The sequence below is a fragment of the Mycolicibacterium anyangense genome (assembly GCF_010731855.1).
In the GTDB taxonomy this organism is placed as follows: Bacteria; Actinomycetota; Actinomycetes; order Mycobacteriales; family Mycobacteriaceae; genus Mycobacterium; species Mycobacterium anyangense.
On sequence record NZ_AP022620.1, the window covers coordinates 3,387,760 to 3,412,507 of the forward strand.

At 67.4% G+C, this 24,748-nt stretch carries 26 protein-coding genes; 17 read left to right on the plus strand and 9 right to left on the minus strand.

What is annotated here, in order from left to right; translation table 11 throughout:
* The first annotated feature begins 90 nt into the window (after positions 1–90).
* Genes G6N35_RS15965 through G6N35_RS15980 form a run of 5 tightly spaced genes read left to right on the plus strand, consistent with a single transcriptional unit; the run spans position 91 to position 3,029 of the window.
* Positions 91–453 (plus strand): intersectin-EH binding protein Ibp1, encoded by a 363-nt coding sequence (locus G6N35_RS15965; protein ID WP_322790609.1) that lies wholly within the window; start codon positions 91–93, stop codon positions 451–453.
* 52 nt (positions 454–505) lie between these two features.
* Entirely contained in the window at positions 506–862 is a 357-nt protein-coding gene (locus tag G6N35_RS15970) for an intersectin-EH binding protein Ibp1 (RefSeq protein WP_163805133.1), read from the plus strand.
* Positions 863–888: 26 nt separating this feature from the next.
* Positions 889–1,362, plus strand: coding sequence for a hypothetical protein (locus tag G6N35_RS15975; protein ID WP_163805134.1), 474 nt, complete (start codon positions 889–891; stop codon positions 1,360–1,362).
* Between the two features lie 32 nt (positions 1,363–1,394).
* The gene (locus G6N35_RS26925) at positions 1,395–1,559 is read left to right on the plus strand and encodes a hypothetical protein (protein WP_170313133.1); all 165 of its coding nucleotides are present in this window, start codon (positions 1,395–1,397) and stop codon (positions 1,557–1,559) included.
* A 3-nt stretch (positions 1,560–1,562) separates the two neighbouring features.
* The gene (locus tag G6N35_RS15980) at positions 1,563–3,029 is read left to right on the plus strand and encodes an alpha,alpha-trehalose-phosphate synthase (UDP-forming) (protein ID WP_163805135.1); all 1,467 of its coding nucleotides are present in this window, start codon (positions 1,563–1,565) and stop codon (positions 3,027–3,029) included.
* A gap of 1 nt (position 3,030) precedes the next feature.
* Here the strand turns inward: G6N35_RS15980 and G6N35_RS15985 are convergent, their stop codons facing one another.
* Both G6N35_RS15985 and G6N35_RS15990 read right to left on the minus strand, forming a co-directional pair.
* Entirely contained in the window at positions 3,031–3,939 is a 909-nt protein-coding gene (locus G6N35_RS15985; RefSeq protein ID WP_163805136.1) for a 3-oxoacyl-ACP reductase, read from the minus strand.
* Positions 3,940–3,963: 24 nt separating this feature from the next.
* Positions 3,964–4,155: a ferredoxin gene (locus G6N35_RS15990; RefSeq protein WP_059016686.1), complete on the minus strand. Its 192-nt coding sequence runs from the start codon at positions 4,153–4,155 to the stop codon at positions 3,964–3,966.
* Between the two features lie 176 nt (positions 4,156–4,331).
* Between G6N35_RS15990 and G6N35_RS15995 the strand changes: the two genes are divergently transcribed.
* The 4 genes from G6N35_RS15995 (at position 4,332) to G6N35_RS16010 (ending at position 8,850) form a co-directional block, all read left to right on the plus strand.
* Positions 4,332–5,516, plus strand: a complete 1,185-nt coding sequence (locus G6N35_RS15995; RefSeq protein ID WP_163805137.1) for an acyl-CoA dehydrogenase — start codon at positions 4,332–4,334, stop codon at positions 5,514–5,516.
* 19 nt (positions 5,517–5,535) lie between these two features.
* The gene (locus tag G6N35_RS16000; protein ID WP_163805138.1) at positions 5,536–6,633 is read left to right on the plus strand and encodes an acyl-CoA dehydrogenase family protein; all 1,098 of its coding nucleotides are present in this window, start codon (positions 5,536–5,538) and stop codon (positions 6,631–6,633) included.
* An 8-nt stretch (positions 6,634–6,641) separates the two neighbouring features.
* On the plus strand, positions 6,642–8,174 hold the full coding sequence (gene fadD17 / locus G6N35_RS16005) for a long-chain-fatty-acid--CoA ligase FadD17 (RefSeq protein WP_163805139.1): 1,533 nt from the start codon (positions 6,642–6,644) through the stop codon (positions 8,172–8,174).
* Positions 8,175–8,247: 73 nt separating this feature from the next.
* Positions 8,248–8,850, plus strand: coding sequence for a cutinase family protein (locus G6N35_RS16010; RefSeq protein WP_163807716.1), 603 nt, complete (start codon positions 8,248–8,250; stop codon positions 8,848–8,850).
* On the opposite strand, the gene G6N35_RS16015 is transcribed toward G6N35_RS16010, so the two are convergent.
* Genes G6N35_RS16015 through G6N35_RS16025 form a run of 3 tightly spaced genes read right to left on the minus strand, consistent with a single transcriptional unit; the run spans position 8,837 to position 13,219 of the window.
* Complete coding sequence (locus tag G6N35_RS16015; RefSeq protein ID WP_163805140.1) at positions 8,837–10,426, minus strand: acetolactate synthase large subunit; 1,590 nt, start codon at positions 10,424–10,426, stop codon at positions 8,837–8,839. The two genes, G6N35_RS16010 and G6N35_RS16015, sit on opposite strands and share 14 nt — an antisense overlap.
* Positions 10,427–10,454: 28 nt before the next feature.
* Positions 10,455–11,576, minus strand: a complete 1,122-nt coding sequence (locus tag G6N35_RS16020; RefSeq protein WP_163805141.1) for an NAD(P)H-dependent flavin oxidoreductase — start codon at positions 11,574–11,576, stop codon at positions 10,455–10,457.
* Entirely contained in the window at positions 11,576–13,219 is a 1,644-nt protein-coding gene (locus G6N35_RS16025; protein WP_163805142.1) for a medium/long-chain-fatty-acid--CoA/3-oxocholest-4-en-26-oate--CoA ligase, read from the minus strand. Before G6N35_RS16025 ends, G6N35_RS16020 begins: the two co-directional genes overlap by 1 nt.
* A 68-nt stretch (positions 13,220–13,287) precedes the next feature.
* On the opposite strand from G6N35_RS16025, the gene G6N35_RS16030 reads away from it, so the two are divergent.
* Together G6N35_RS16030 and G6N35_RS16035 are read left to right on the plus strand one after the other, a co-directional pair.
* Positions 13,288–14,088 (plus strand): crotonase/enoyl-CoA hydratase family protein, encoded by an 801-nt coding sequence (locus G6N35_RS16030; RefSeq protein WP_163805143.1) that lies wholly within the window; start codon positions 13,288–13,290, stop codon positions 14,086–14,088.
* Between the two features lie 128 nt (positions 14,089–14,216).
* Entirely contained in the window at positions 14,217–15,056 is an 840-nt protein-coding gene (locus tag G6N35_RS16035) for a type IV toxin-antitoxin system AbiEi family antitoxin (RefSeq protein ID WP_163805144.1), read from the plus strand.
* 59 nt (positions 15,057–15,115) lie between these two features.
* Here the strand turns inward: G6N35_RS16035 and G6N35_RS16040 are convergent, their stop codons facing one another.
* On the minus strand, positions 15,116–16,327 hold the full coding sequence (locus G6N35_RS16040) for a cytochrome P450 (RefSeq protein WP_163805145.1): 1,212 nt from the start codon (positions 16,325–16,327) through the stop codon (positions 15,116–15,118).
* A 44-nt stretch (positions 16,328–16,371) separates the two neighbouring features.
* Between G6N35_RS16040 and G6N35_RS16045 the strand changes: the two genes are divergently transcribed.
* Positions 16,372–17,091 (plus strand): acetoacetate decarboxylase family protein, encoded by a 720-nt coding sequence (locus G6N35_RS16045; protein WP_163805146.1) that lies wholly within the window; start codon positions 16,372–16,374, stop codon positions 17,089–17,091.
* A 58-nt stretch (positions 17,092–17,149) separates the two neighbouring features.
* On the opposite strand, the gene G6N35_RS16050 is transcribed toward G6N35_RS16045, so the two are convergent.
* Entirely contained in the window at positions 17,150–18,181 is a 1,032-nt protein-coding gene (locus G6N35_RS16050; protein WP_163805147.1) for an LLM class F420-dependent oxidoreductase, read from the minus strand.
* A 67-nt stretch (positions 18,182–18,248) separates the two neighbouring features.
* On the opposite strand from G6N35_RS16050, the gene G6N35_RS16055 reads away from it, so the two are divergent.
* The 5 genes from G6N35_RS16055 to G6N35_RS16075 are packed head-to-tail and all read left to right on the plus strand — an operon-like array spanning position 18,249 to position 22,817.
* Positions 18,249–19,241, plus strand: a complete 993-nt coding sequence (locus tag G6N35_RS16055) for a Zn-ribbon domain-containing OB-fold protein (RefSeq protein ID WP_163805148.1) — start codon at positions 18,249–18,251, stop codon at positions 19,239–19,241.
* Positions 19,242–19,257: 16 nt separating this feature from the next.
* Positions 19,258–20,325 (plus strand): thiolase family protein, encoded by a 1,068-nt coding sequence (locus G6N35_RS16060; RefSeq protein ID WP_163805149.1) that lies wholly within the window; start codon positions 19,258–19,260, stop codon positions 20,323–20,325.
* Positions 20,325–21,503 (plus strand): thiolase family protein, encoded by a 1,179-nt coding sequence (locus G6N35_RS16065; RefSeq protein WP_163805150.1) that lies wholly within the window; start codon positions 20,325–20,327, stop codon positions 21,501–21,503. The genes G6N35_RS16060 and G6N35_RS16065 overlap by 1 nt, the downstream gene beginning before the upstream one ends.
* A 16-nt stretch (positions 21,504–21,519) precedes the next feature.
* Positions 21,520–22,398 (plus strand): TIGR03619 family F420-dependent LLM class oxidoreductase, encoded by an 879-nt coding sequence (locus G6N35_RS16070; RefSeq protein ID WP_163807717.1) that lies wholly within the window; start codon positions 21,520–21,522, stop codon positions 22,396–22,398.
* 2 nt (positions 22,399–22,400) lie between these two features.
* Positions 22,401–22,817, plus strand: coding sequence for a nuclear transport factor 2 family protein (locus G6N35_RS16075; protein WP_281357012.1), 417 nt, complete (start codon positions 22,401–22,403; stop codon positions 22,815–22,817).
* 1 nt (position 22,818) lies between these two features.
* Here G6N35_RS16075 and G6N35_RS16080 read toward each other — a convergent pair whose 3' ends face one another.
* A complete protein-coding gene (locus G6N35_RS16080) occupies positions 22,819–23,415 on the minus strand; it encodes a TetR/AcrR family transcriptional regulator (protein WP_246224331.1) in 597 nt (198 codons plus the stop codon).
* 7 nt (positions 23,416–23,422) lie between these two features.
* Positions 23,423–24,667: an MFS transporter gene (locus tag G6N35_RS16085; RefSeq protein WP_163805151.1), complete on the minus strand. Its 1,245-nt coding sequence runs from the start codon at positions 24,665–24,667 to the stop codon at positions 23,423–23,425.
* Positions 24,668–24,748 lie beyond the last annotated feature (81 nt).

Genomic DNA, 24,748 nt, shown 5'->3' on the forward strand with positions numbered 1-24,748 from the left:
GGCGATAAAACACCCGAACAACTGCGGTCGGGGGAAGGCAGCCATACACTGCTCTCACACAGCCGCTCAGCAAACCGAGAAGAAAGCACCATGATGGCTACCTTGAAGAATTCGGCGCGACGCCTGGCCCTGGCTGGCGGCTTCGCGCTCGCAGTCGCAGCCGCTCCGGCGGTGGCTGCTTTCACCGCTGTCTCCACCGGCCCGGCACCGGCCGTCGCCGAGTGCGCTCCCGGCGAGGTGGTGAACACCGAAGGCATCGGCTGTCTGCCCGCCCCGCCGCAGGACAACCCGCCTGGTGAGGTCGCCTTCTCCACCCCGGGTGACAACAACAGCGTGCCCGAGGTCCAGGGCATCCCTTGCACAGGCGCAAACACCGGCCAGTGCATAGGATTGCAGGAAGAGCAGGGGGCTCCGGCCGTGGAGCCCCACTCGAGCATCTCGTCCAGTCCGTAGCGCGGAGCGCCGACAGCGGTGTTCCGTCGTTCCACTTTAGGAAGTGTGAAGTATGGCGAAACCCTCCTCTGTCGGCCGACGCATCCTCCTTGCCGGAGGGTTGAGCCTCGCGATCGCAGCCGCCCCGGCGGCTGCGTTCGTGGTGGGGCCTTCGCTCGCCCCGGCAGGAGTCGCGATCGCCTGCCCCGCCGGCGAGATCGAGGACATCTACACCGGCGAGTGCACCCCGGAGTTGACGCCGAACACATCGGGCGGCGTGGATTTCTCCACCCCAGGTGACACCAACAGCGTGCCGGAGGTCCAGGGGATCCCGTGCACCGGCCACAACACCGGGCAGTGCATCGGTCTCGAGGAGGATCAGGGCGCGCCGGACGTCCAGCCGCGCTCGAGCATCTCGTCGAGCCCGTAACACCGCGGGAACCAGGAAGGGCAACGATGCCGATCCATTCCAGCCGCACCGCCACGCTGCTCACCGCGGGTGCATTCGCACTCGCGGTGGCGCTGGCGCCTGCAATCGGGCTGATCTGTGCCGCACCGGCTTTCGCCGAAGGCTCTGGCGGTGTACCCGACCCGCAACCGGTGCCGGTGCCCGCTCCCGTCGCCGACCAGCCGGGCAACTCGGCGGGCTGCCAGTCCGGCGAGTCCATCGACCCCTCGACCGGCAACTGTGTGCCGACCATGACACCGCTGGACAGCACGCAAGGCGACCAGGTACAGCCCGATGCGGCCCCGCCACCGCAGACCGGCGCGGTCACCAGCACCGTGGTCACCGGCGATCCAGCCGACCTGGTGCCCAATATCAATGGCTACCCGTGCACCGGGTACTGGGAGTCGGCGGCTTGCTACGCCGTCAGCCAGACCGAGGGCCCGCCGGTCGAGCCCAAGTCCACCATCTCCTCCAGCCCGTAACCATCGACAAGACCTTCACCTAGAGTTGAGTTATGCCTGCAAAATCTGACCCCGCGGACATCGACGACGTGGAGCCGCTGGCCGACAGCACGGCCCGTCAGGCCCGCCGGGTCGTCGCCGCCTATGCCAACGACGCCGACGAATGCCGCGTCTTCCTCTCGATGCTCGGTATTGGGCCGTCAAAGCTCGAGGCCTAGACCGTGCCCGGAGACAAGACGACCGGCTCCGGAAACTCTGAATTCGTCGTTGTCGCCAACCGGCTACCGATCGACATGGAGCGGCTGCCGGACGGCAGCCTCACCTGGAGGCGCAGCCCCGGCGGCCTCGTCACCGCGCTGGAACCGCTGCTACGACGGCATCGCGGCGCCTGGATCGGGTGGCCGGGCATCGTCGACGGTCCGGAAGATCCCATCATCGAAGACGGGATGCAGCTCTACCCGGTGCGGCTGAGCGCCGAGGAGTTCGCCGAATACTACGAGGGCTTCTCCAACGCCACGCTCTGGCCGCTGTACCACGACGTCATCGTCAAGCCGGCCTATCACCGCGAGTGGTGGGACCGCTACGTCGACGTCAACCGCCGCTTCGCCGAGGCCACCTCGCGCGCGGCCGCCGAGGGCGCCACCGTCTGGGTGCAGGACTACCAGCTGCAACTGGTGCCCAAGATGCTGCGCATGTTGCGCCCGGACCTGACCATCGGCTTCTTCCTGCACATCCCCTTCCCGCCGGTCGAGTTGTTCATGCAGATGCCCTGGCGCACCGAGATCATCGAGGGCCTGCTGGGTGCGGACCTGGTCGGCTTTCATCTGCCCGGCGGTGCACAGAACTTTCTGTTCTTGTCACGAAAGCTGGTGGGTGCCAACACCTCCCGCGCATCGGTCGGCGTGCGGTCCCGGTTCGGCGAGGTGCAGTTGGGGTTACGCACCATCAAGGTCGGCGCCTTCCCCATCTCCATCGACTCCGCCGAGCTCGATCGGACCGCGCGGGGCCGCGAGATCCGCCGACGCGCCCGCGAGATCCGCGCCGAGCTCGGCAACCCGCGCAAGATCCTGCTCGGAGTCGACCGCCTCGACTACACCAAGGGCATCGACGTCCGGCTCCGGGCGTTCTCGGAGCTGTTGGCCGAAGGGCGTGCCAAACGCGACGACACCGTCCTGATCCAGCTGGCCACCCCGAGCCGGGAGCGCGTCGAGAGCTACCGGATCCTGCGCAACGAGATCGAACAGCAGGTCGGCCACATCAACGGCGAGTACGGCGAGGTCGGCCACCCGGTGGTGCACTACCTGCACCGACCGGTGCCGCGCGACGAGCTGATCGCCTTCTTCGTCGCGGCCGACGTCATGCTGGTCACCCCGCTGCGGGACGGCATGAACCTGGTGGCCAAGGAGTACGTCGCCTGCCGCAGCGATCTCGGCGGCGCGCTGGTCTTGAGTGAATTCACCGGCGCGGCAGCCGAATTGCGCCAGGCTTACCTGACCAACCCGCATGACCTCGAAGGCGTCAAGGACACCATCGAGGCGGCACTGAACCAGACCCCGGAGGAGGGCCGCCGCCGAATGCGCGCCTTGCGCCGCCAGGTGCTGGCCCACGATGTCGACCGCTGGGCACGCTCATTCCTGGACGCCCTGGCCGACGCCAAATCGGGTACCGACGGCACCGCGATCGAGTGACTTAGTCGCCCATCAAGCCCATCACGCCGAAGGTGCGCTCCGGATCGCGGTCGGCGAAATAGTCGCTCATCGACTCGCTGAGCGAGGCTGGATCCCAGGCCGGTCCGTGGGCGTGGAACCGGTGTTCGGCCGTCGGCGCCGCCACCAATGTGACCGTCGGGCCGTAGACGATGAAGATCTGGCCGCTGACCTTGTGCGAGGCCGGCGAGGCGAGGTAGCGCACCAGGGTGACCACGTGCTCGGGCGAGAGCGGATCGACCTCGCCCTCCGGCGGGGCTTCGCCGAACACCTCGGCGGTCATCGCGGTGCGCGCCCGCGGTGCGATGGCGTTGGCTGTCACCCCATACCGGCCCAGCGCCCGCGACGCGGTCAACGTCAGAGCGGTGATGCCGGCCTTGGCCGCACCGTAGTTGGCCTGGCCGACCGGACCGGAGAGCCCGGCCTCCGATGAGGTGTTGATGATCCGGCCGTAGACCGAACCGTCGTTTTCCTTGGCCTTGTTGCGCCAGTAGGTCGCCGCATTGCGGGTCAGCAGGAAATGTCCGCGCAGGTGGACCGCGATCACGGCGTCCCAGTCTTCGTCGGACATGTTGAACAGCATCCGGTCTCGGGTGATGCCGGCGTTGTTCACGACGATGCTCAGCCCGCCGAGGGACTCGGCGGTCTCGACCAGTTCGTCGGCCGTCGAACGCTGGCTGATGTCACCGATGACGGCCACGCCTTTGGAGCCGGCCGCGCTGATCTCGTCGAGCACGTCGGAGGCATCCAGGGCCTTGGCCATGTCGTTGACGACGACTGTCGCCCCTGACTTGGCCAGTCCGATCGCCTCGGCGCGGCCGAGACCGGCGGCAGCGCCGGTCACGACGGCGACACGTCCGGACAGGTCGTTCGAGTCGTCTTGTGCGGTCAACTTATGAATACCTCTAACGTCGAGTCAGTCGCGGCGGGTCAGCGCTGCGCGCGGGCATTCGGCGATGGCCTGTTCGGCCAACTCCTCCTGGTCGGCGGGGATCGGGTCCTTCGTCACGTACACGTAGTCCTCGTCATCGAGTTCGAACAGGTCCGGCGCAATTCCCACGCAGACGGCGTTCCCCTCGCAACGATCACGGTCGACTTCGACACGCATGACAACCTCCTTGCCCGACACACCCCGCCAGCCGGGGGCATTCGCAGCACCACGATACGACGAGATCGGCTCCCTGCCCGTCTCAACGGCGCTGGACCCCAAGACTAGAACGTGTTACAACCGGAGGTGTCGGCGGGTCGCCGACAGGCGCCGAACACCGAGCTGAAGGGCCAGCCATGCGGATCAGTTACACCCCTGAGCAAGAGGAGCTGCGCCGCGAGCTCCGGTCGTACTTCACCAAGCTGATGACCCCGGAGCGTCAGGAGGCGCTCAGCTCGACCTCCGGCGGCGAGATCGGCACCGGCAACGTCTACCGCGAAACCGTCTCCCAGATGGGCAAGGACGGCTGGCTCACGCTGAACTGGCCCGAGGAGTATGGCGGGCAGAACCGCGACCCGATGGACTCACTGATCTTCACCGACGAGGCGGCCATCGCCGGCGCCCCGGTGCCGTTCCTGACCATCAACAGCGTCGCACCGACGATCATGGCGTTCGGCACCGAGGAGCAGAAGAAGTTCTATCTGCCCAAGATCGCCTCCGGCGATCTGCACTTCTCGATCGGCTACTCCGAGCCCGGCGCCGGCACCGACCTGGCTGCGCTGCGCACCACCGCCGTGCGCGACGGTGACGACTACGTGGTCAACGGCCAGAAGATGTGGACCAGCCTGATCCAGTACGCCGACTACGTCTGGCTGGCGGTGCGTACCAACACCGAGGCCAAGAAGCACCGCGGCATCTCGGTGCTGATCGTGCCGACCGCCGCCGAGGGCTTCTCTTGGACCCCGGTGCACACCATGGCCGGGGTCGGTACCAGTGCCACCTACTACCAGGATGTGCGGGTGCCGGTCAGCAGCCTCGTCGGCGAGGAGAACGGCGGCTGGAAGCTGGTGACCAACCAGCTCAACCATGAGCGTGTCGCACTGGTGTCCGCTCAGCCGATCTTCCTGGCACTCAACCAGGTTCGCGAGTGGGCGCAGAACACCAAGGACGCCCACGGCAACCGGCTGATCGACTCGGAGTGGGTGCAGCTCAACCTCGCCCGGGTGCATGCCAAGGCCGAGTACCTCAAGCTGATCAACTGGGAGCTGGCCTCGGCCAAGAGCGGCACCCTCAATCCCGCCGACGCGTCGGCGGCCAAGGTCTTCGGCACCGAACTGGCGACCGAGGCCTACCGGCTGCTGATGGAGATCCTGGGCCCGTCGGCGACATTGCGGCAGGATTCGCCCGGCGTGCTGTTGCGCGGCAAGGTCGAGCGCATGCACCGCTCCGCGCTGATCCTCACCTTCGGCGGCGGCACCAACGAGATCCAGCGCGACATCATCGGCATGGTGGCCCTGGGCCTGCCCCGAGTAAACCGCTGACCGAGACACGAGGACTGACATGGATTTCACCAGAACAGAAGCAGCACAGGATCTCTCGGGCCTGGTCCGCACCATCGTCGATGCGGTGTGCACGCCCGAGCATCAGCGCGCTCTCGACGGACTCGACCAGCGCTTCGACACCGAGCTCTGGCGCACGCTGATCGACGCCGACATTCTGAGCACCGCCGCGCCGGAGTCGGTGGGCGGCGGCGGATTCGGCACACTCGAGCAGGCGGCCATCCTGGCCGCGCTGGGCCGCCAGCTTGCCGCGGTCCCGTATCTGGAGTCGGTGGTGCTCGGCGCAGGTGTGCTGGCCCGCTTCGGTTCCGCGGAGCTGCAACAGCAGTGGGCAGCACCGGCGGTCGCGGGCGAGAAGATCGTGACCATCGCTCTGGATGGCGAGTGGGGCCAGGGGCCGGTGCAGGCCACCGGCGCCGGGGACGGGTTCCGGCTCACCGGCACCCGCATCCAGGTACCGTTCGCCCCGGTCGCCGACGCCTTCCTGGTTCCGGCCGAAACCGATTCGGGCACAAGGCTGTTCTTGGTCACCGCCACCGACGCTGGAGTCTCGGTCACAGCACAGTTGACGACGGGCAAGAACAGCACCGGTGAACTGGACCTCGCCGGCGTCGAGGTCGGCGCCGACCGGGTGGTCGGCGCCGGTGACGCGCTGGCGTGGCTGGCCACCCACAAGACGCTGGGCTACAGCGCCTACCAGCTCGGCGTCCTCGAACGCGCGCTGGAACTCACCGCCGAATATGCCCGCACCCGTGAGCAGTTCGACCGTCCGATCGGCAGCTTCCAGGCGGTCTCGTCGCGGCTGGCCGACGACTACATCGACATCAAGGGGCTGCGCCTGGCGATCGATCAGGCGTCGTGGCGGCTCTCGGAGGATCTGCCCGCCGACATCGAGGTGGCAACGGCCGCGTTCTGGGCCGCCGAGGCCGGACATCGGGTGGCTCACACCACCGTTCATGTCCACGGCGGTGTCGGCATCGACGTCGACCACCAGGTGCACCGCTACTTCATCACTGCCAAGGAGGTCGAGTTCGCCCTGGGCGGTGCCACCACGCAGCTGCGCCAGATCGGCCGCGAACTGGCCGAGACACCGGCCTGATCAGACCCGTGACCGGTGAACCGACCGTCACCGGCCTGCTGAAGCCGCTGGTCGACGTCGACGACCGCGGCATCAGCGCTGACGACGGGTCCTACTCGACGTGGCGTCGGCATATCCAGGACGCCGCTGACCTGGCGGCGGTGCTGCGTGCCCGGCTCGATCCGGACAAGCCGCCGCATGTCGGTGTGCTGCTGGGCAATACGCCGTTCTTCTCCCGGGTGCTGGTCGCCGCGGGCCTGAGCGGACTGGTGGTCGTCGGGCTGAACCCGACCCGCCGCGGCGCCGCGCTGCGCCGCGATATCGAGCACGCCGACTGCCAGCTGGTGCTGGCCGACGGCGACCCGGTCGGCGAACAGAGCTACGGACCGGATTTCGCCCCGGCCGGTACGCCGGTGATCGACGTGGCGGCGCGGGAGTGGGCCGACGAGCTGGCCACGGCCGATCGCGCGCCGATCACCTTCGCCGACACCGATTCCGCTGACCTGTTCATGCTGATCTTCACCTCGGGTACCAGCGGTGAGCCCAAGGCCGTCCGCTGTACTCACGAGAAGGTCGCCGGCCCCGGGGTGATGCTCGCCGACCGGTTCGGCTTGGGCGCCTCCGACGTCTGCTATCTGTCGATGCCGCTGTTCCACTCCAACGCGGTGATGGCCGGCTGGGCGCCCGCGGTGGCAGGCGGCGCGGCGATTGCCCTGCGCCGCAAGTTCTCCGCCTCGCAGTTCATCCCCGACGTGCGCCGGTTTCAGGCCACCTACGCCAACTACGTCGGCAAGCCGATGTCCTATATCCTGGCCACCCCACCCGAACCCGACGATGCCGACAACCCCTTGCGCATCGTCTACGGCAACGAGGCCGCACCCCGCGACATCGAGCGGTTCGCCACCCGGTTCGGGGTCACCGTGATCGACGGGTTCGGCTCCACCGAGGGCGGGGTGAACATCGCCCGCACCCCCGACACCCCGGAAGGGGCACTGGGCCCGCTACCCGAAGGACTCGACATCGTCGACGTCGACACCGGCCAGCCATGCCCACCCGGTGTCATCGGGGAATTGGTGAATCTCAACGGGCCGGGCAACTTTCGCGGCTATTACAAAGACCCGGACGCCGAGTCCGAGCGGATGGCGGGCGGTATCTACCACAGCGGCGACCTGGCCTACCGCGACGAGGCGGGTTATGCGCACTTCGCCGGCCGGCTCGGCGACTGGATGCGGGTCGACGGCGAGAACCTGGGCACCGCCCCGATCGAGCGCGTGCTGATGCGCTATCCCGACGTCACCGAGGCGGCGGTGTACGCCATCCCCGATCCCGATGTGGGCGACCGGGTGATGGCCGCTCTGGTGATGCCGGCGGGCACCGAGTTCGATCCGGGCACGTTCCGGGACTTCCTGGCCGACCAGCCCGACCTGGGCCCCAAGCAGTGGCCGCGGTTCGTCCGCGTCGGAGTCAGCGTGCCGCGCACCGAGACGTTCAAGATCATCAAGCGCAAGCTCTCCGCCGAGGGCCTGGACTGCCCCGACCCGGTGTTTGAAATCTCGCGCTGAGGGCTATCGCTTGCGGGTGAAACTCGCCCGTCTGGTCTTCACGGTCGCCGCCGTGGCCTCGTCACTGCTGGTCATGCCGGCCGCGCACGCCGCCGACTGCCCGGACATCGAGGTGCTGTTCGCCCGCGGCACCTTCGAGCCGCCCGGAGTCGGCCGCATCGGCCAGGCCTTCGTCGACGCGGTCACCGCCGATGCCGCCGGCAAGTCGGTCAACGTCTACCCGGTGGACTACCCGGCCAGTACCGACTTCCCGCGGGCCGTCGACGGAGTGATGGACGCCAGCAACCACATTCGGGCTACCGCACTGGCCTGCCCCAAGACCAAGATGGTGCTCGGCGGCTACTCGCAGGGCGCGGCGGTGATGGGGTTCGTGACCGCCAATGCCATTCCCGACGGGTTCACCCCGCCGCCGGGGCTGACCGGACCGATGCCCAACGACATCGCCGATCACATCGCTGCGATCGCCTTGTTCGGCAAGCCGTCGCCGGAATTCATGAATTCGATCGGGGCCCCGCCGATCGCGATCGGGCCGCTGTATGCCACCAAGACGATCGACATGTGCGTATCGGCCGACCCGATCTGCTCGGACAGCGGCAACGACGGCGGTGCGCACGGAATGTACGCGGCCAACGGCATGGTCGGCCAGGCGGCACAGTTCGCCGTCAAGCGGGTCTAGCCGGGGCTGCGCCCGCGATCGACGGCAGCACCGCTTCGATGAGGTGCGGGCCTGGCTCGTCGAAGGCCCAGCGCAAGGCGTCGGCGAGTTCTTCGGCGGTGCCCGCCCGTCGTGCCGGCACTCCCATACCCTTGGCGATCTTCACGAAATCCAGTGTGGGACTAGTTAGATCGAGCAGCGACTCGGCCTTGGGGCCGGGACCAGTCCCGGCCGCTTCGGCACCGACGCGCTGCAATTCGATGCGCAAGATGTCATAGGCCCGGTTGGCGTAGACCACGGTGGTGATGTCCAGGTTCTCCCGCGCCTGGGTCCACAGCGCCGAAATGGTGTACATCGCCGAACCGTCGGACTCCAGGCACAGTACCGGGCGATCCGGCGCGGCGATCGCGGCACCGACCGACACCGGCAGTGCGTACCCGATTGCCCCACCGGTGAGAGTAAGCCAGTCATGCGCAGGCGCTCCGGCGGTGGCTTGCGCCAGAAGGAATCCCGACGTGTTCGACTCGTCGACCACGATCGCACGCTCGGGCAGCAGCGCACCGATGACGTCGGCCTGGGTCTGGATGGTCAGCGGGCCGGACGTCAGCGCCGGCCGGGCGTCGGGCGCGAGTGCGGCGGTCTCGTTGGGGGCCAGCAGGTCGGCGAGCGCAGCCAGTGCGGAGGCCGCCCCGACCGGTCCGGCCAGGGTGTGCACCTGGCAGCCGTCGGGAACCAGATCGCTGGGCTTGCCGGGATAGGCGAAGAACGACACCGGGTGCGGCGCGCCGGCCAGCACGATGTGCGCGGCACCGTCGAACTGTGCGGTGGCAGCCTCGGCGAAGTAGGCCAGCCGCTCGACCGCGGGCAGACCGGCACCGCGTTGCAGGCGGGTCGGGAACGTCTCGCAGATGACGCGCGTACCGCAGGCCTGCGCCAGCCGGACCGCGGCGGCCAACCCCGGTTCGCGGGTGGCGTCCCCACCGATCAGCAGGACGGTCGGCTCGCCCGAGCCCAAGACCGCAGCCACCTCGTCGAGGTGTGGTGCGGTCGGGCCATCTTGGGCTGCAACGGCTTTCGCCGGTGCGGCGCCGTCGCCCCAGGAGATGTCCGCGGGCAGGATCAACGTCGAGACGTGCTGATGCGAACGGGCCGAGGCGATGGCCTCCGCAGCATCGGTGGCCACGTCTTGAACCGCAGCGGTGCGGCGCAGCCAGCCGGACACCGTGCCCGCGACCGAGTCGATGTCGGACTCCAGTGGCGCGTCGTACTTCTTGTGGTAGGTGGCGTGGTCACCCACGACCACCACCATCGGCACTCCCGCGCGGCGGGCGTTGTGCAGATTGGCCAGGCCATTGCCCAGCCCGGGACCGAGGTGCAGCAGTACCGCGGCCGGGCCGTCGGCGATCCGGGCGTAACCGTCGGCGGCGCCGGTGGCCACCCCCTCGAACAAGGTGAGCACACCGCGCATCTCGGGCACCGTGTCCAGGGCCGCCACGAAATGCATCTCGGAGGTGCCGGGGTTGGCGAAGCACACCTGGACACCTTCGGCGACCAGGGTGCTGATCAGTGCTTGCGCGCCGTTCCTGTCGTTCGTCATCGCGTTCGACTGTAGACGCGCGGCGGGCTCAGCTGTCGCGAATGTCGTCCAGTCGGCGGGTAGCCGCCTCGAAGCCGGAGACCAGCTCGGCGATGATGTCGGCGACGGGTCTGATCTCGTTCATCCGGCCGACGATCTGACCGACCGGCATCGCGACCGCGGTCGGGTCGGCCGAGCCGCTCATCCGCTGGTGCGCCTCTGCGACCAGCACGTTCTGCAGGGGCATCGGCAACGGTTCGGGAGCGCCGTCGGCGTCCCACGCGTCAGTCCAGCGGCTCTTGAGCAGCCGGGCCGGTTTACCCGAGTAGATCCGCCTGCGCACGGTGTCGCTCGAGCTGGCGGCGAGCAGCCCCTGCTGGATCACCGACGGCCCACTGCCCGCATGCACTCCGAGGTCGTATTCGGCCGCGGTCAGCCAGGCTGACCCCATCCAGACACCGGAGGCGCCCAGCGCCAGCGCGGCCGCCACCTGCCTGCCGGTTCCGATGCCGCCGGCGGCCAGCACCGCGGCGGTATCGCCGACAGCATCGACGATTTCCGGCCAGAGCACCACCGAGCCGATCTCGCCGGTGTGCCCGCCAGCCTCGTGGCCCTGGGCGATGACGATGTCCACGCCGTTCTCGACATGGCGCACAGCGTGTTTGGCCGATCCGGCCAGCGCCGCCACCGCCACCCCGGCTGCATGGGATTGATCGATGACATCCTTGGGCGGGGAGCCCAGCGCGTTGGCGATCAGTTTGATGGGATGTTTGAGCGCGACGTCGACGTGCGAGCGGGCCACCGAGTGCAGCCAGCCCAGGGTGCCCTCGTTACGAGCCAGGTCTGCGGGCAGCGGCGGAACCCCGAGGTCGGCCAGCGTCTTGGCGACGAATTCACGGTGCGCCTGCGGGACCAGCTTGTCGATGTCGACCGCGGTGCCCTCGGTGGGGATCTTCGCCGGCATCACCACATCGACGCCGTACGGCCTTCCGTCGGTGTTCTCGTCCATCCACTGCAGGGTGGCCTCGAGCTCATCGGAGTGGTTAAACCGCACGCAGCCCAGCACGCCCATGCCGCCGGCCCGGGTCACCGCCGCGGCCACCTTCTCCGAGGGCGTGAAGGCGAAGATCGGGTAGTCGATGCCAAACCGGTCGCACAGGTCGGTGCGCATCAGCTGGTGGCCCCCACATGTTTGGCGTGAACGTCGTCGGCGGGGCGCAGCTCGGTCTGTTCCTTGGCCCACTTGTAGTCGGGCTTGCCGGCCGGGGAACGCTTCACCGCGTCGACTATCCACAGGCTGCGCGGCACCTTGTAGCCGGCAATCTCCTTGCGCACGAACGCATCCAGATCGGCCAGCGTCGGCCGGGTGCCCTCGCGGGGCGCGACGACGGCGGCCACGTGGTTGCCGAACCGGGGATCGGGCACCCCGACCACCAGCGCGTCGAACACGTCGGGGTGGCCCTTGAGCGCGGCCTCCACCTCTTCGGGATAGACCTTTTCACCGCCGGTGTTGATCGAGACCGAGCCGCGGCCCAGCATCGTCACGGTGCCGTCCTCCTCGACCGTGGCGTAGTCGCCCGGGATGGCGTAGCGCACCCCGTTGATGGTCCGGAACGTCTCGGCGGTCTTCTTCTCGTCCTTGTAGTAGCCCACCGGGATGTGGCCGCGCTTGGCGATGATGCCGCGAACGCCGGAGCCGGGCTTGACCTCGTTACCGTCTTCGTCGAGCACGACGGTGTTCTTGTCGATGGTCACCCGCGGGCCACCGGCCTGGTGGGCACCCTTCTCCACCACACTGCTGCCACCGAAGCCGGTCTCCGAGGAGCCGATCGAGTCGGTGATGATGCGGTTGGGCAGCAGGTCGAGGAACTTCTCCTTCAGGCTCGGCGAGAACAGCGCGGCAGTGCTGGCGAGCAGGAACAGCGAGGACAGGTCACGGTCGTCGATCGTGCTCTCCAGGGCGTCCAGCAGCGGGCGGCCCATGGCGTCACCGGTGAAGAACAACAGGTTCGCCTTGTGTTTCTCGATGAGGTTCCACACCTCGTGGGCGTCGAACTCCGGCGCCAGGATGGTGGTCGAACCGGTGAACAGCGCGCCCCAGGTGGCCGACTGGGTGGCGCCGTGGATCATCGGCGGGATCGGGAAGCGCACCAGCGGCGCACCCGCGGCAGCCTGCCTGGACAGGTCGTACTCGTCCTTGATGTACTCGCCGGTGGCAAAGTCAGTGCCGCCCAACAATACTCGGTACATGTCCTCGTGCCGCCACATGACGCCCTTGGGGAATCCCGTCGTGCCACCGGTGTACAGCAGGTAGATGTCGTCGGCGCTGCGCTCGGGGAAGTCGCGCTCCGGGGAACCCTGGGCGATGGCCTCGTAGAACTCCACACCGCCGTAACGCTGGTAATCCTCGTCGGTGCCGTCTTCGACGACCAGAACGGTCTTCACATTCGGCGTCTCGGGCAGCACATTGGCCACCCGGTCGGCGTACTGGCGCTCGTGCACCAGCGCGACCATGTCGGAGTTGGAGAACATGTACTTCAACTCGGCCTCGACGTACCGGAAGTTGATGTTGACCATGACCGCGCCGGCCTTCACGATGCCGAGCATCGCGATGACGATCTCGATGCGGTTGCGGCAGTACAGGCCGACCTTGTCGTCCTTCTTGACGCCGTGGTCGATGAGGTAGTGAGCGAAGCGGTTCGCCTTCTCCTCGAGCTCGCCGTAGGTGATCTGGTCGTCGCCGCAGATGAGGGCGACGCGGTCAGGCACGGCGTCGATGGCGTGTTCGGCGAGATCAGCTATGTTCAGGGCCACAAGCCCAAATTAGAACCTGTTACATTTCGACACAAGTCTCCAGTCTCGGCGAAGAAAGGCAGGCACCCATGAGTGAGCCGGAGAAGGGCCCCGACGCCCTCATCGAGCAGCGCGGACACACCCTGATCGTGACGCTCAACCGGCCCGAGGCGCGCAATGCGCTCTCGACCGAGATGCTCTCGATCATGGTCGAGGCCTGGGACCGGGTCGACAACGATCCCGATATCCGGGTGTGCATCCTGACGGGTGCCGGCGGCTACTTCTGCGCGGGCATGGATCTCAAGGCCGCGACCAAGGCACCACCGGGCGACTCGTTCAAGAGCGGCAACTACGACCCGACCCGGATCGACGGTCTACTCAAGGGCCGCCGGCTCACCAAGCCGCTGATCGCCGCCGTCGAGGGTCCCGCCATCGCCGGCGGCACCGAGATCCTGCAGGGCACCGATATCCGGGTGGCCGGCGAGAGCGCGAAGTTCGGTATCTCCGAAGCGAAGTGGAGCCTGTACCCGATGGGCGGTTCGGCGGTGCGGCTGGTGCGCCAGATCCCTTACACCATCGCCTGCGATCTGCTGCTGACCGGCCGGCACATCACCGCCCGCGAAGCATTGGAGTACGGACTGATCGGCTACGTCGTGCCCGACGGGTCCGCGCTGGATAAGGCGCTGGAGATCGCCGAGGTGATCTCGAACAACGGTCCACTGGCGGTGCAGGCCATCCTGCGCTCGATCCGCGAGACCGAAGGCCTGCACGAGAACGACGCGTTCAAGATCGACACCAAGATCGGCATCGAGGTGTTTCTCAGCGAGGACGCCAAGGAAGGTCCGCTGGCGTTCAAGGAGAAGCGCGCCCCGCAGTTCAAGATGCGCTAGGCGGTCTGCCGCTTTCGCCTTCGCTCTCCCTTTTCGCCGAGCGTGCACTGGTTGCGAATTTTCGACCGAATTCTCGCAGTCACTGCACGTTCGGTGAGATGTCGGTGGGTAGCTGCACACTTCGGGCTATGAAGGTGCCCTTCATCGGAAGCGAAGCCGTGGTTAGCGGCGAGCTGACACCGTATGCACTTCGAAGCAAGTTCACCGCGATCTACCCCGACGTGTACATGCCGTGCAACGTCGCATTGACAGCACAAACCAAAGCCGTGGCGGCGTGGCTGTGGTCCGGGAGGCGCGCAGTCGTTGCCGGCCGCTCGGCGGCCGCAGTCCATGGGTCGAAATGGGTCGATGCCCGACTGCCGGCAGAACTGATGTGGACGAATAGGCGGCCACCCAAGGGAATTCGCTGCTGGTCGCAGACTTTGGCCGACGACGAGTTCGAGGTTGTGAACGGCATCCGCGTCACCACCCCGGCCCGCACTGCATTCGACATCGCCTGCCGGTATCCGTTCGACGCTGCGGTGATCACCATCGACGCGCTCGCGCAGCGCACCCGCCTGAAGGTGGCCGACGTCGAACTTCTCGCTGACCGGTACCGCGGACATCGAGGCATCCGGCAGGCCAGGACCGTGATCGCGATGGTTGATCCCGGCGCAGAGTCGCCTCGGGAGAGCTCACTACGGCTGCTGCTCATTCGCGGTGGATTCCCGCCACCGACGACCCAGATTCCGGTTTACGACCAGTACGGCGTCCTGGTCGCTGTGCTGGATATGGGTTGGGAGGACGTCAAGATCGCCGCGGAATACGACGGCGACCATCATCGCACCGATCGTCGTACGTTCAACAACGACATACGACGGTCCGAATCACTCAATGAACTCGGCTGGATCCACCTACGGGTCACCGCCGAAGACACCGACGGTGGCATCTTGCACCGCGTGGCGACGGCGTTCGCTCGCCGAATGTGAACTCAATGCGAAAATCCGCCTGGAATTTCGCAGTGGACGCACACTCGGCGCGCGGGCCGCTAGGCCAGGACCCGCTTGGTCGGGGTGAACACCACCGGCATCGCCTCGGGGCCGCTGACGAAGTTCGCCGGCCGCAGCGGCACCTGAGCACTGTCGGCCAGTCGCAGATCCGGCAACCGCTGCAGTAGTTTGCGCAGCATCGTGCTCAGCTCGAGGCGGGCCAACTGATTTCCCAGGCAGAAGTGCGTGCCGAAGCCGAATGCCAAGTGGCTGTTCGGGTTCCGGTCAATGCGGAAGTTCTCCGGATCACCGAACACGGTCTCGTCGAAGTTCGCCGACTCGAACATCAGCAGCATCTTCTCGCCTTCGCGCAGCTGCGTGCCGTGGAACTCGACATCCCGCAATGCGGTGCGGGCCATGTTCTTCACCGGTGAGGTCCAGCGCAGCATCTCCTCGATGGCACCGGCCACCAGGGTGTCATCGGCGGTCAGCTGATCCCACTGATCCTTGTGGCGCAGAAGCTGTTCGGTGCCGCCGGACAACGTATGCCTGGTCGTCTCGTCGCCGCCGATCAGGATCAGCAGCGTCTCCATGATGATCTCCTGGTCGTCCATCCGCTGGCCCTCGACCTCGGAGTTGACCAGGATCGAGAACAGGTCGTCGGTGGGTTCGGTCCGGCGCTTGGCGATCGTCTCGACGGCGTAGGCCGAGTAGCCGGCGAAGGCGTCCATCACCGCCTGCAGGGTCTCTTCGTCGGCGGCTGAGTTCAGCCCGCACACCAGGTCGTCGGACCACTTCAGCAGCGTGGCGCGCTCGGCGGGGAGCACACCCAGCATGTCCCCGATCACGGCCATCGGCAGCGGTGCGGCGATGTCGCGGACGAAGTCGCACTCGCCCTGCTCGCACACCGCATCGATCAGCGAGTCACACAAGACATCGATGCTCGCCAGCTTGTCCATCACCCGCTTGCGGGTGAAGCCGGCGTTGACGAGCTTGCGGCGCAACAGATGTGACGGGTCGTCCATGTCGATCATGTACGGCATGCCGGGCTGGTCGGGGCGGATGCCCCCGGTGTTGGAGAACGTCTCCGGATCACGCTCGGCCTCGATGACCGCCTGATACGTTGCGGCGGCGGCCAACCCGTTGCGATCCCGGAACACCGGCTCGTTGGCCCGCATCCAGCGGTACACCTCATGCGCCCCGCGATCGGCATAGAAGTTGCCGTTGGTCAGATCCACGTCCGGCTTGGTGCCGGCCAAAGTGCCCGTCATTTCTCACCTTCCACATTTCTATGACTGCGGATTACAGTGACCGCATGTCCCAGTCGCAGCACACCATCGCCGGCACGGTTCTCACCATGCCCGTAGTTGTTCGCAAGGCCGACGTCCACAATGCGATGTTCTCGGTGCCGGCGCAGGCCGCCCAGAAGCTCATCGACTACAGCGGATTGCAGGTCTGCCAGTTCCGCCCAGGCCGCGCCATGGTCAACCTGATGCTCGCCCGCTACATCGACGGCGACCTCGGCAAGTACCACGAGTTCGGCACCAGCGTCATGGTCAATCCGCCGGGGTCGAATGCCCAAGGATTCAAGGCCCTCGGTGACGCCGCGGCTTTCATCCACCACCTGCCGGTCGACCAGTCCTTCACTTTGGAAGCGGGCCGGACGATTTGGGGCTACCCCAAGATCATGGCCGAGTTCCGGGTGCGCGAGGCCAACCCGTTCTCCTTCGAGGTGAGCGAGGGCGGCGCGCTGATCGCGTCGATGGAATTCGCTCGCGGACTTCCCATTCCGTCGCTGCGGCCGCGCCCCCGGCCGCTGACGTCGTTCACCTCGCTCGACGGCACGCTGCGCGAGGTGCACTCGGAGATGACGAACCACGGGCTGCGGATGCGGCCGGGCGGGGTCACGCTGACCCTCGGCGATCACCCCTACGCCAGGGAACTGGCCTCCCTCGACCTGCCCAGGCGCGCCATGGTCAGCACGTCGGTGAACAACGTCGAAATGATCTTCGGCGACGCAACCGTCCTGAGGTGAGCGCCCGGACATCATCCGGACAATCTAGGACCCTGGGTAGACACTCCGCAAGAAGTGTCTACAGAAGCGCGGCGGCTTCCTTGATCTGGTCGACGCTTCGGGCGCCGATCACCATCATCGTCACGCCGGCGGCCTCCCACACCGGGATCTGCTTGCGCACATAGTCGACGTCGCCGACGATCGCGGAGTCGTCCACGAGCTCGTCGGGAACAGCTTTGGCGGCTTCGTCCTTGCGGTCGCTGCGGAAGAGCTTGGTCACGTCGTCGACCACCTCCGCGTAGCCCATCCGCCGGTAGACGTCGGCGTGGAAGTTGGTGTCCTCCGCGCCCATCCCACCCATGTAGAGCGCCAGGTAGGGCTTCATCATCTCCATGACGGCGGGCCGGTCGTCGGTGACCACCACCTGAGCCGTCGCGCAGATCTCGAAGTCCTCCCGGGTGCGCCGTGCCCCGGGGCGGGCGAAGCCCTCGTCGAGCCACTCGTTGTACATGCCGGCGATGCGCGGTGAGTAGAAGATCGGCAGCCAGCCGTCGGCGATCTCGGCGGCCAGCGCCACATTCTTGGGGCCTTCGGCGCCGAGCATGATCGGGATGTCGGCGCGCAGCGGGTGCACGATCGGCTTGAGCGGCTTGCCCAGCCCAGTGGTGCCCTCGCCGGTCAACGGCAGCGGGTAATGCGGGCCGTCGCTGGTCACCGGTGCTTCGCGCGCCCACACCTGACGGATGATGTCGATGTACTCGCGGGTGCGCGCCAGCGGCTTGGGGAACTTCTGCCCGTACCAGCCCTCGACCACCTGCGGCCCGGAGACGCCGAGGCCCAGGATGTGGCGGCCACCGGAGAGGTGGTCGATGGTCAGCGACGCCATCGCGCAGGCCGTCGGGGTGCGCGCGGACATCTGCACCACCGAGGTGCCCAGCCGCAGGCGCTTGGTCTCCCGGCCCCACCAGGCCAGCGGAGTGAACGCGTCGGAGCCCCACGCCTCGGCGGTGAACATCGTGTCGAAGCCGGCCTCCTCGGCAGCGGCGACGAGTTCGGCGTGGTTCTCGGGAGGCTGAGCGCTCCAATATCCGAGCTGAAGTCCGAGCTTCATCCGGTACTGCCTTTCTCTCCGGAACCGGTCCTTGCCACGATTCTTAGAACCTGTTCTACTCGATGGTGTGACAGTCAGCCAAAGCAGCCCTGCCTTGTCCGATTCGCACGAGCCGCCCCTTTCGGCGCCGCTGGAACTGTCGTTCGACTACACCCGTTCGGTCGGACCGACCCTCAGCGCCTTCTTCACGGCACTGCGTGAACGCCGCATCGTCGGAGTCCGCGGTTCCGATGGAAAGGTCCTCGTGCCCGCCGCCGAGTACGACCCGGTGACCTACGAGCCGCTGTCGGAGATCGTACCGGTGGCCAGCGTCGGAACAGTACTGTCCTGGACGTGGCAGCCCGAGCCGCTCGAGGGTCAGCCGCTGGACCGCCCGTTCGCGTGGGCGCTGATCAAACTCGACGGCGCCGACACCGCGTTGCTGCACGCTGTCGATGCCAAGGAGTCCGGGCAGATCAAGACCGGTGACCGGGTGCACGCGCACTGGGTCGACGAGCCGGTCGGCGCGATCACCGACATCGCCTACTTCGTGCCCGGTGAGGACGCCGAGGACGTCCCCGCCGTCGACGACGACCGCGACCCGGTCACACTGCTGGTCATCCCGAGCAAGATCGCCATCCAGCACACCGCCTCGGCGCCGGAGAGCGCTTACCTGCGGGCACTGCAGACGGGCAAGCTGCTCGGCGGGCGCACCGGCGAGAACGGGAAGGTGTACTTCCCGCCGCGCGAGGCCGATCCGGCCACCGGCAAGGAACTCGACCATTTCCTGGAGCTGCCGGACAAGGGCACGGTGACGACCTTCGCCATCATCAACATTCCGTTCGCCGGCCAGCGCATCAAGCCGCCCTACGTCGCGGCCTACATCTTGCTCGACGGCGCGGATATCCCGTTCCTGCACCTGGTTTCGGACATCGACGCCGCCGACGTGCGGATGGGTATGCGAGTCGAAGCGGTCTGGAAGCCCCAGGAGGAATGGGGCCTGGGCATCGACAACATCGAGTATTTCCGGCCGACCGGTGAACCGGACGCCGACTACGACACCTACAAGCACCACCTGTAAAGGGACAACACCACCCATGTCTGACCGCGATGTAGCTGTCGTCGGGTTCGCGCACGCTCCGCACGTGCGGCGCACCGATGGCACCACCAACGGCGTCGAAATGTTGATGCCCTGCTTCGCCGAGCTCTATTCCGAACTCGGGCTCAAGCAAACCGATATCGGCTTCTGGTGCTCCGGATCATCCGATTACCTTGCTGGGCGCGCCTTTTCGTTCATCTCCGCGATCGATTCGATCGGCGCAGTGCCGCCGATCAACGAGTCACACGTCGAGATGGACGCGGCCTGGGCGCTCTACGAGGCCTACATCAAGCTGCTGACGGGCGAGATCGACACCGCACTGGTGTACGGCTTCGGCAAGTCCTCGGCGGGCACCCTGCGCCGGGTGCTCGCGTTGCAGACCGACCCCTACACCGTCGCGCCGCTGTGGCCCGACTCGGTGTCGATCGCCGGCTTGCAGGCCCGGTTCGGCCTGGACGCCGGCAAGTGGACCGAGGAGCAGATGGCCCAGGTCGCTCTCGACGCCTTCGCCGCCGCTGGGCGCACCGACTCCGAGAAGCCGGCGAAGAGCATCGACGAACTGCTGTCGCGGCCCTACTTCGCCGAACCACTGCGCAAGCACGACATCGCACCCATCACCGACGGCGCCTCGGCCATCGTGCTGGCCGCCGGCGACCGAGCCCGCGAACTGCGCGAAAACCCGGCCTGGATCACCGGTTTCGAGCATCGGATCGAGACCCCGGTCCTCGGCGCTCGGGATCTGACCACGTCGCCCTCGACGGTGGCGTCGGCCAGGGCGGCCACCGGCGGTGACGTCGGCTCCATCGAGATCGCCGAGATCTACGCCCCCTTCAGCCATCAGCAGCTGATCCTCAAAGAAGCGATCGGGCTGACGGACACGACCACCGTCAATCCGTCCGGCGGCGCGTTGGCGGCCAACCCGATGTTCTCGGCGGGTCTGGAGCGCATCGGCTTCGCCGCCCAGCACATCTTCTCTCGATCGGCGCAGCGCGTCTTGGCCCACGCCACGAGTGGCCCGGCGCTGCAACAGAACCTGGTGGCAGTTCTGGAAGGGAAGGACGCCTGATGGGCGGCAAGCATCTGGCCGCGGTGCTGGGCACCGGGCAGACCAAGTACGTCGCCAAGCGCAAGGACGTGTCGATGAACGGCCTGGTGCGTGAGGCCATCGACCGGGCGCTGGCCGACTCGGGATCGACCTTCGACGACATCGACGCCGTCGTGGTCGGCAAGGCGCCCGACTTCTTCGAGGGCGTCATGATGCCCGAGCTGTTCATGGCCGATGCGATGGGTGCCACCGGCAAGCCGCTGATCCGTGTTCACACCGCCGGGTCGGTGGGCGGGTCGACGGCCATCGTCGCGGCCAGCCTGGTGCAGTCCGGCAAGTACAAGCGCGTCCTGGCGATGGCGTGGGAGAAGCAGTCAGAGTCGAATGCCATGTGGGGGTTGTCGATTCCGGTTCCCTTCACCAAGCCGGTGGGCGCCGGGGCTGGTGGCTACTTCGCCCCCCACGTGCGCGCCTACATCAACCGATCCGGTGCGCCCAAACACATCGGCGCCATCGTCGCGGTCAAGGACCGGCTCAACGGTGCCAAGAACCCGTTGGCCCACCTGCATCAGCCCGACATCACCGTCGAGAAGGTGATGGAGTCGCCGATGTTGTGGGACCCGATCCGCTACGACGAGACCTGCCCGTCCTCCGACGGCGCCTGCGCGATCGTCATCGGTGACGAGGCAATCGCGGACCAGCGGGTCGCCGACGGTCATCCGGTCGCGTGGGTGCACGCCACCGCGCTGCGCACCGAGCCGCTGGCCTACGCCGGACGTGACCAGGTCAGCCCGCAGGCCGGCCGCGACGCCGCAGCTGCGCTGTGGAAGGCGGCGGGTATCACCAGCCCGATCGACGAGATCGACGTCGCCGAGATCTACGTCCCGTTCTCCTGGTTCGAGCCGATGTGGTTGGAAAACCTCGGCTTTGCCGCCGAGGGTGAGGGCTGGAAGCTCACCGAGGCCGGCGAGACGGCGATCGGTGGCAAGATCCCGGTCAACGCCTCCGGCGGTGTGCTGTCGTCGAACCCGATCGGCGCCTCCGGCATGATCCGGTTCGCCGAGTCGGCGATCCAGGTCATGGGCAAGGCCGGTGATCACCAGGTCGAAGGTGCCCGTAAGGCACTCGGCCACGCCTACGGCGGCGGGTCGCAGTACTACTCGATGTGGGTGGTCGGGGCCGACAAGCCGGGCCGCTGAGCACGCCGTGACCCGGATGAAGTACACCGTCAGCATCGCATTCAGCCCGCTGGATCAGCTGATCGAGATTGCCAAGGCGGCAGAGGAACTTGGCTTCGACAACATCGCATTGCCGGACTCCATCTTCTACTTCGAGAAGCAGTCCGTCGACTATCCCTACACCGCCGACGGCAAACGGATGTTCGACGAGAACTCGCCCTGGGTCGATCCCCTGATCCTCGCCGGCGCATTGGGCGCGGTGACGTCCACGCTGCGCTTCTACACCAACGTGATGAAGCTCGGCTCGCGCAACCCGCTGCTGTTGGCCCGGCAGGTCGGCTCGGTGGCGAACCTGACCAACAACCGGTTCGGCTTCGGTGTCGGAATCGGCTGGGCACCTGAGGAATTCGAGTGGTGCGGGGTGCCCTACGCCAAGCGCGGCAAGCGCGTCGACGAGATGATCGAGGTCATCAAGCTGGTGCTGGCCGGCGGCATGGTGGAACACCATGGCGAGTTCTACGACTTCGACCGGTTGCAGATGAGTCCGGCGCCGTCCGAGCCGGTGCCGTTCTACGTCGGCGGGCACACCGAGGTGGCGCTGCGGCGGGCCGCGCGGGTCAGCGACGGCTGGACCAGCGCCATGATGACCTGCGACCAGCTGGCCGAGACCATCGGTACGCTCAAGCGGTTGCTCGCCGAAAATGGCCGTGCCGGCGATCCTTTCGAGTACCAGGCGGTCTGCATCGACAAGTTCGGTGTGGACGGGCACCGCGACCTGGTGACGGCTGGGGTCACCGACTACATCGGCATCCCGTGGGTGTTCGAAGGTCTGCCCTTCGACGCTCCGGTGGCCAGAAAGATCGACGCGATGAAGCGCTTCGCCGACACCTACATCCACTCCGGCTGGCAGGACTGACGGTGGGAGCGAACGAAGTGGGCACCCCGGCGCATGAAGCGGGCCGACGGTCCCGCGAGGCGGCCATGGCGCACGACAAGGATGCCTGGCTGGCGGTGTTCGCCGACGACGCGATCGTGGAGGACCCGATCGGCCCGTCGCATTTCGATCCCGAGGGCAAGGGCCATCGCGGCAAGGATGCGATCTCGAAGTTCTACGACATGGCGATTGCGCCCAGCGCCTTGAGCTTTCACTTCGAGAAGACCTATCAGTGCGGCAACGAGGAAGCCAACGTCGGCCACATCGTGATCGAGTCCGCTGGCTACCGGGTGGTCGCCGAGGGTGTGTTCACGTACCGCGTCAACGACGACGGCAAGATCGTGGCCCTGCGTGCGTACTGGGAACTGGACGCCGCGACAGCCAGCGCGCGGCCCATCTGAGTCAGCGCCGCAGTCCGCGCCAGACCGTGTCGGTGAGGTGACTGACAGCGGCATCGTCCAGTGGCTCCATGCCGAGGGTGAGCCGGTAGTAGGGCGGCGACACCAGCGCATCGACGGCAACCTCGATGTCGATGTCATCGGACAGTTCCCCGGCCGCCACCGCCGCACGCAGGATCTCGGCGGCCGCATCGCGGCGCGGCACGATCCACTGATCCAGTACGGCGCAGGTGATCGCCGGATCGGATGCGGCGGCGGCGATCACATTGCGCAGCAGCGGTCCGGTCGGCGGGTGCGACAGGATCCGGTTCAGCTCGCGGACATGGTGGTGCAACGCTTCGGCGGAGCTACTCCCGGGCGGCCGCACGATCGAGTGCTGCACCGATTCCAGCAGCCCTTCCAGGACGATCGATGCGCTCGACGGCCACCACTTGTAGATCGTGGTGCGGCTGACTCCGGCCCGCTTGGCGATGGCATCGACGCTGGCGGCTGCCGGGCCACCGGCCAATGCCAGGTCTACCGCGGCACCGACGATCGCCGATCGGACCGACGCGCTGCGCGGTCGGCCCCGTCGAGGTGATTGCGCCTGTGCACCGGCCACCCGCTGATCATAGGGACGCCGGCAGGCGGTGCCTGCGGTGTCCGGCGATCACCACCGCGAGGCACAGGGCGGCCGCGCCCGCACCCAGCCCGAACATCACTGGGTAGGTCAGGACGTGGGGCAGCGCCTGGGATCCGACGGCCAGTGCGACGGGGACGGCGAAGCCGAGGTAACTGATCCCGTAGAACACCGCGGTCAGCCCGGCCAGGTCGGCCGGTCCGGCGATGCGCTGCACCTGGGCGAGGCCGGCGACCAGCGCCATACCGTATCCGGCCCCCAGAAGTGCGGCGGCCGGCACGGCGGTCCAGACACTGAGCCGGCCGGCGGCGAACGCCGCAACACCCATGCCCACCACCAGCAGAACGAGCGCGATGACGACACCACGAGCATTGTCGGGGTCGTCGAGTCGGCGGCCCACCGACTGGACCAGGAAGCCGCAGCCGAGAGCGATCACGCACAGCAGCGCCGAGAACGCCACGGCCGCATGTCCGACATGGGTGGCCATCAACGCGGGCAGCACGGCGTAGGCCGAGGCGGCCGCTCCGAAAACCCACGGCGCGAGGGGTGCGACGACGAACAGGAAGCGGCGATGCCCTGCCGACGGGATGGTCAGGTCGGTCCGCAGCGACCACCGCTGGCCGGCCGGGGCCGTCCTGGTCTCCGGCACGCCGATCAACCCGAGACCGGTGGTCAGCGCCAGCACGATATTGACCACGTACGGCAGCGTTGCGGGCCACGGCGCCCACTGGCCCAGCACCCCGGCGACGCCCGCGCCGGCGGCGAAGCCGGCGGTCAGGCTCATCGCGGCGCGGCGCACACCGTGGCCGTCACCCCAGGGCGCGCTGGAGAGTTCCTTGATCCAGCTGCCGCCCACTGCCATCGCCAGACCCAGCGCGACACCGCTGAGCACCCGCCCGGCGATCAGCAACGGAACCGAGGTGACGCCGAGGGACAGCAACAGCGAGCCGGCCGCGGCCAGCGCCGGTGCCGGCACCATCAGCGGCCGTCGGCCGAGGCGGTCGGACAGCGGGCCGCCGATCAGCAGGGCCGGCACGATGCCCACCACGTAGGCGAACAGCAGGATGTCGACGGTGACGGCGGAAAGCCCGGCGTCGCGCCGGTACATCACGAGCAGCGGGGTGAATTCGTTACCACCCCAGGCGATCGCGAAGACAGCAGCCGCGGCGCCGACCCAGGCACGCGGCGCCAGGGTGCTGATCGGAGCCGGATCGACAGCGGTATCGACGCTCATCGGTGGGACCGCACGCCGCAGTTTGTGAACACTCTGTCCACTATATACCTCGGCGCGGCGATTGTCGCCGAGGCTCAGGGC

Coding starts and splice junctions, on each gene's coding strand:
- G6N35_RS16045 (WP_163805146.1), top strand. CDS start 16,372: ATGTCCCAGTCGCAGCACACCATCGCCGGCACGGTTCTCACCATGCCC.
- G6N35_RS16015 (WP_163805140.1), bottom strand. CDS start 10,426: ATGACGAACGACAGGAACGGCGCGCAAGCACTGATCAGCACCCTGGTC.
- G6N35_RS16050 (WP_163805147.1), bottom strand. CDS start 18,181: ATGAAGCTCGGACTTCAGCTCGGATATTGGAGCGCTCAGCCTCCCGAG.
- G6N35_RS15990 (WP_059016686.1), bottom strand. CDS start 4,155: ATGCGTGTCGAAGTCGACCGTGATCGTTGCGAGGGGAACGCCGTCTGC.
- G6N35_RS16010 (WP_163807716.1), top strand. CDS start 8,248: ATGCCGGCCGCGCACGCCGCCGACTGCCCGGACATCGAGGTGCTGTTC.
- G6N35_RS16020 (WP_163805141.1), bottom strand. CDS start 11,576: ATGCGCACCGACCTGTGCGACCGGTTTGGCATCGACTACCCGATCTTC.
- G6N35_RS16065 (WP_163805150.1), top strand. CDS start 20,325: ATGGGCGGCAAGCATCTGGCCGCGGTGCTGGGCACCGGGCAGACCAAG.
- G6N35_RS16030 (WP_163805143.1), top strand. CDS start 13,288: ATGAGTGAGCCGGAGAAGGGCCCCGACGCCCTCATCGAGCAGCGCGGA.
- G6N35_RS26925 (WP_170313133.1), top strand. CDS start 1,395: ATGCCTGCAAAATCTGACCCCGCGGACATCGACGACGTGGAGCCGCTG.
- G6N35_RS16035 (WP_163805144.1), top strand. CDS start 14,217: ATGAAGGTGCCCTTCATCGGAAGCGAAGCCGTGGTTAGCGGCGAGCTG.
- G6N35_RS16060 (WP_163805149.1), top strand. CDS start 19,258: ATGTCTGACCGCGATGTAGCTGTCGTCGGGTTCGCGCACGCTCCGCAC.
- G6N35_RS16040 (WP_163805145.1), bottom strand. CDS start 16,327: ATGACGGGCACTTTGGCCGGCACCAAGCCGGACGTGGATCTGACCAAC.
- G6N35_RS15975 (WP_163805134.1), top strand. CDS start 889: ATGCCGATCCATTCCAGCCGCACCGCCACGCTGCTCACCGCGGGTGCA.
- G6N35_RS15970 (WP_163805133.1), top strand. CDS start 506: ATGGCGAAACCCTCCTCTGTCGGCCGACGCATCCTCCTTGCCGGAGGG.
- G6N35_RS16070 (WP_163807717.1), top strand. CDS start 21,520: ATGAAGTACACCGTCAGCATCGCATTCAGCCCGCTGGATCAGCTGATC.
- G6N35_RS16085 (WP_163805151.1), bottom strand. CDS start 24,667: ATGAGCGTCGATACCGCTGTCGATCCGGCTCCGATCAGCACCCTGGCG.
- G6N35_RS15965 (WP_322790609.1), top strand. CDS start 91: ATGATGGCTACCTTGAAGAATTCGGCGCGACGCCTGGCCCTGGCTGGC.
- G6N35_RS15995 (WP_163805137.1), top strand. CDS start 4,332: ATGCGGATCAGTTACACCCCTGAGCAAGAGGAGCTGCGCCGCGAGCTC.
- G6N35_RS16000 (WP_163805138.1), top strand. CDS start 5,536: ATGGATTTCACCAGAACAGAAGCAGCACAGGATCTCTCGGGCCTGGTC.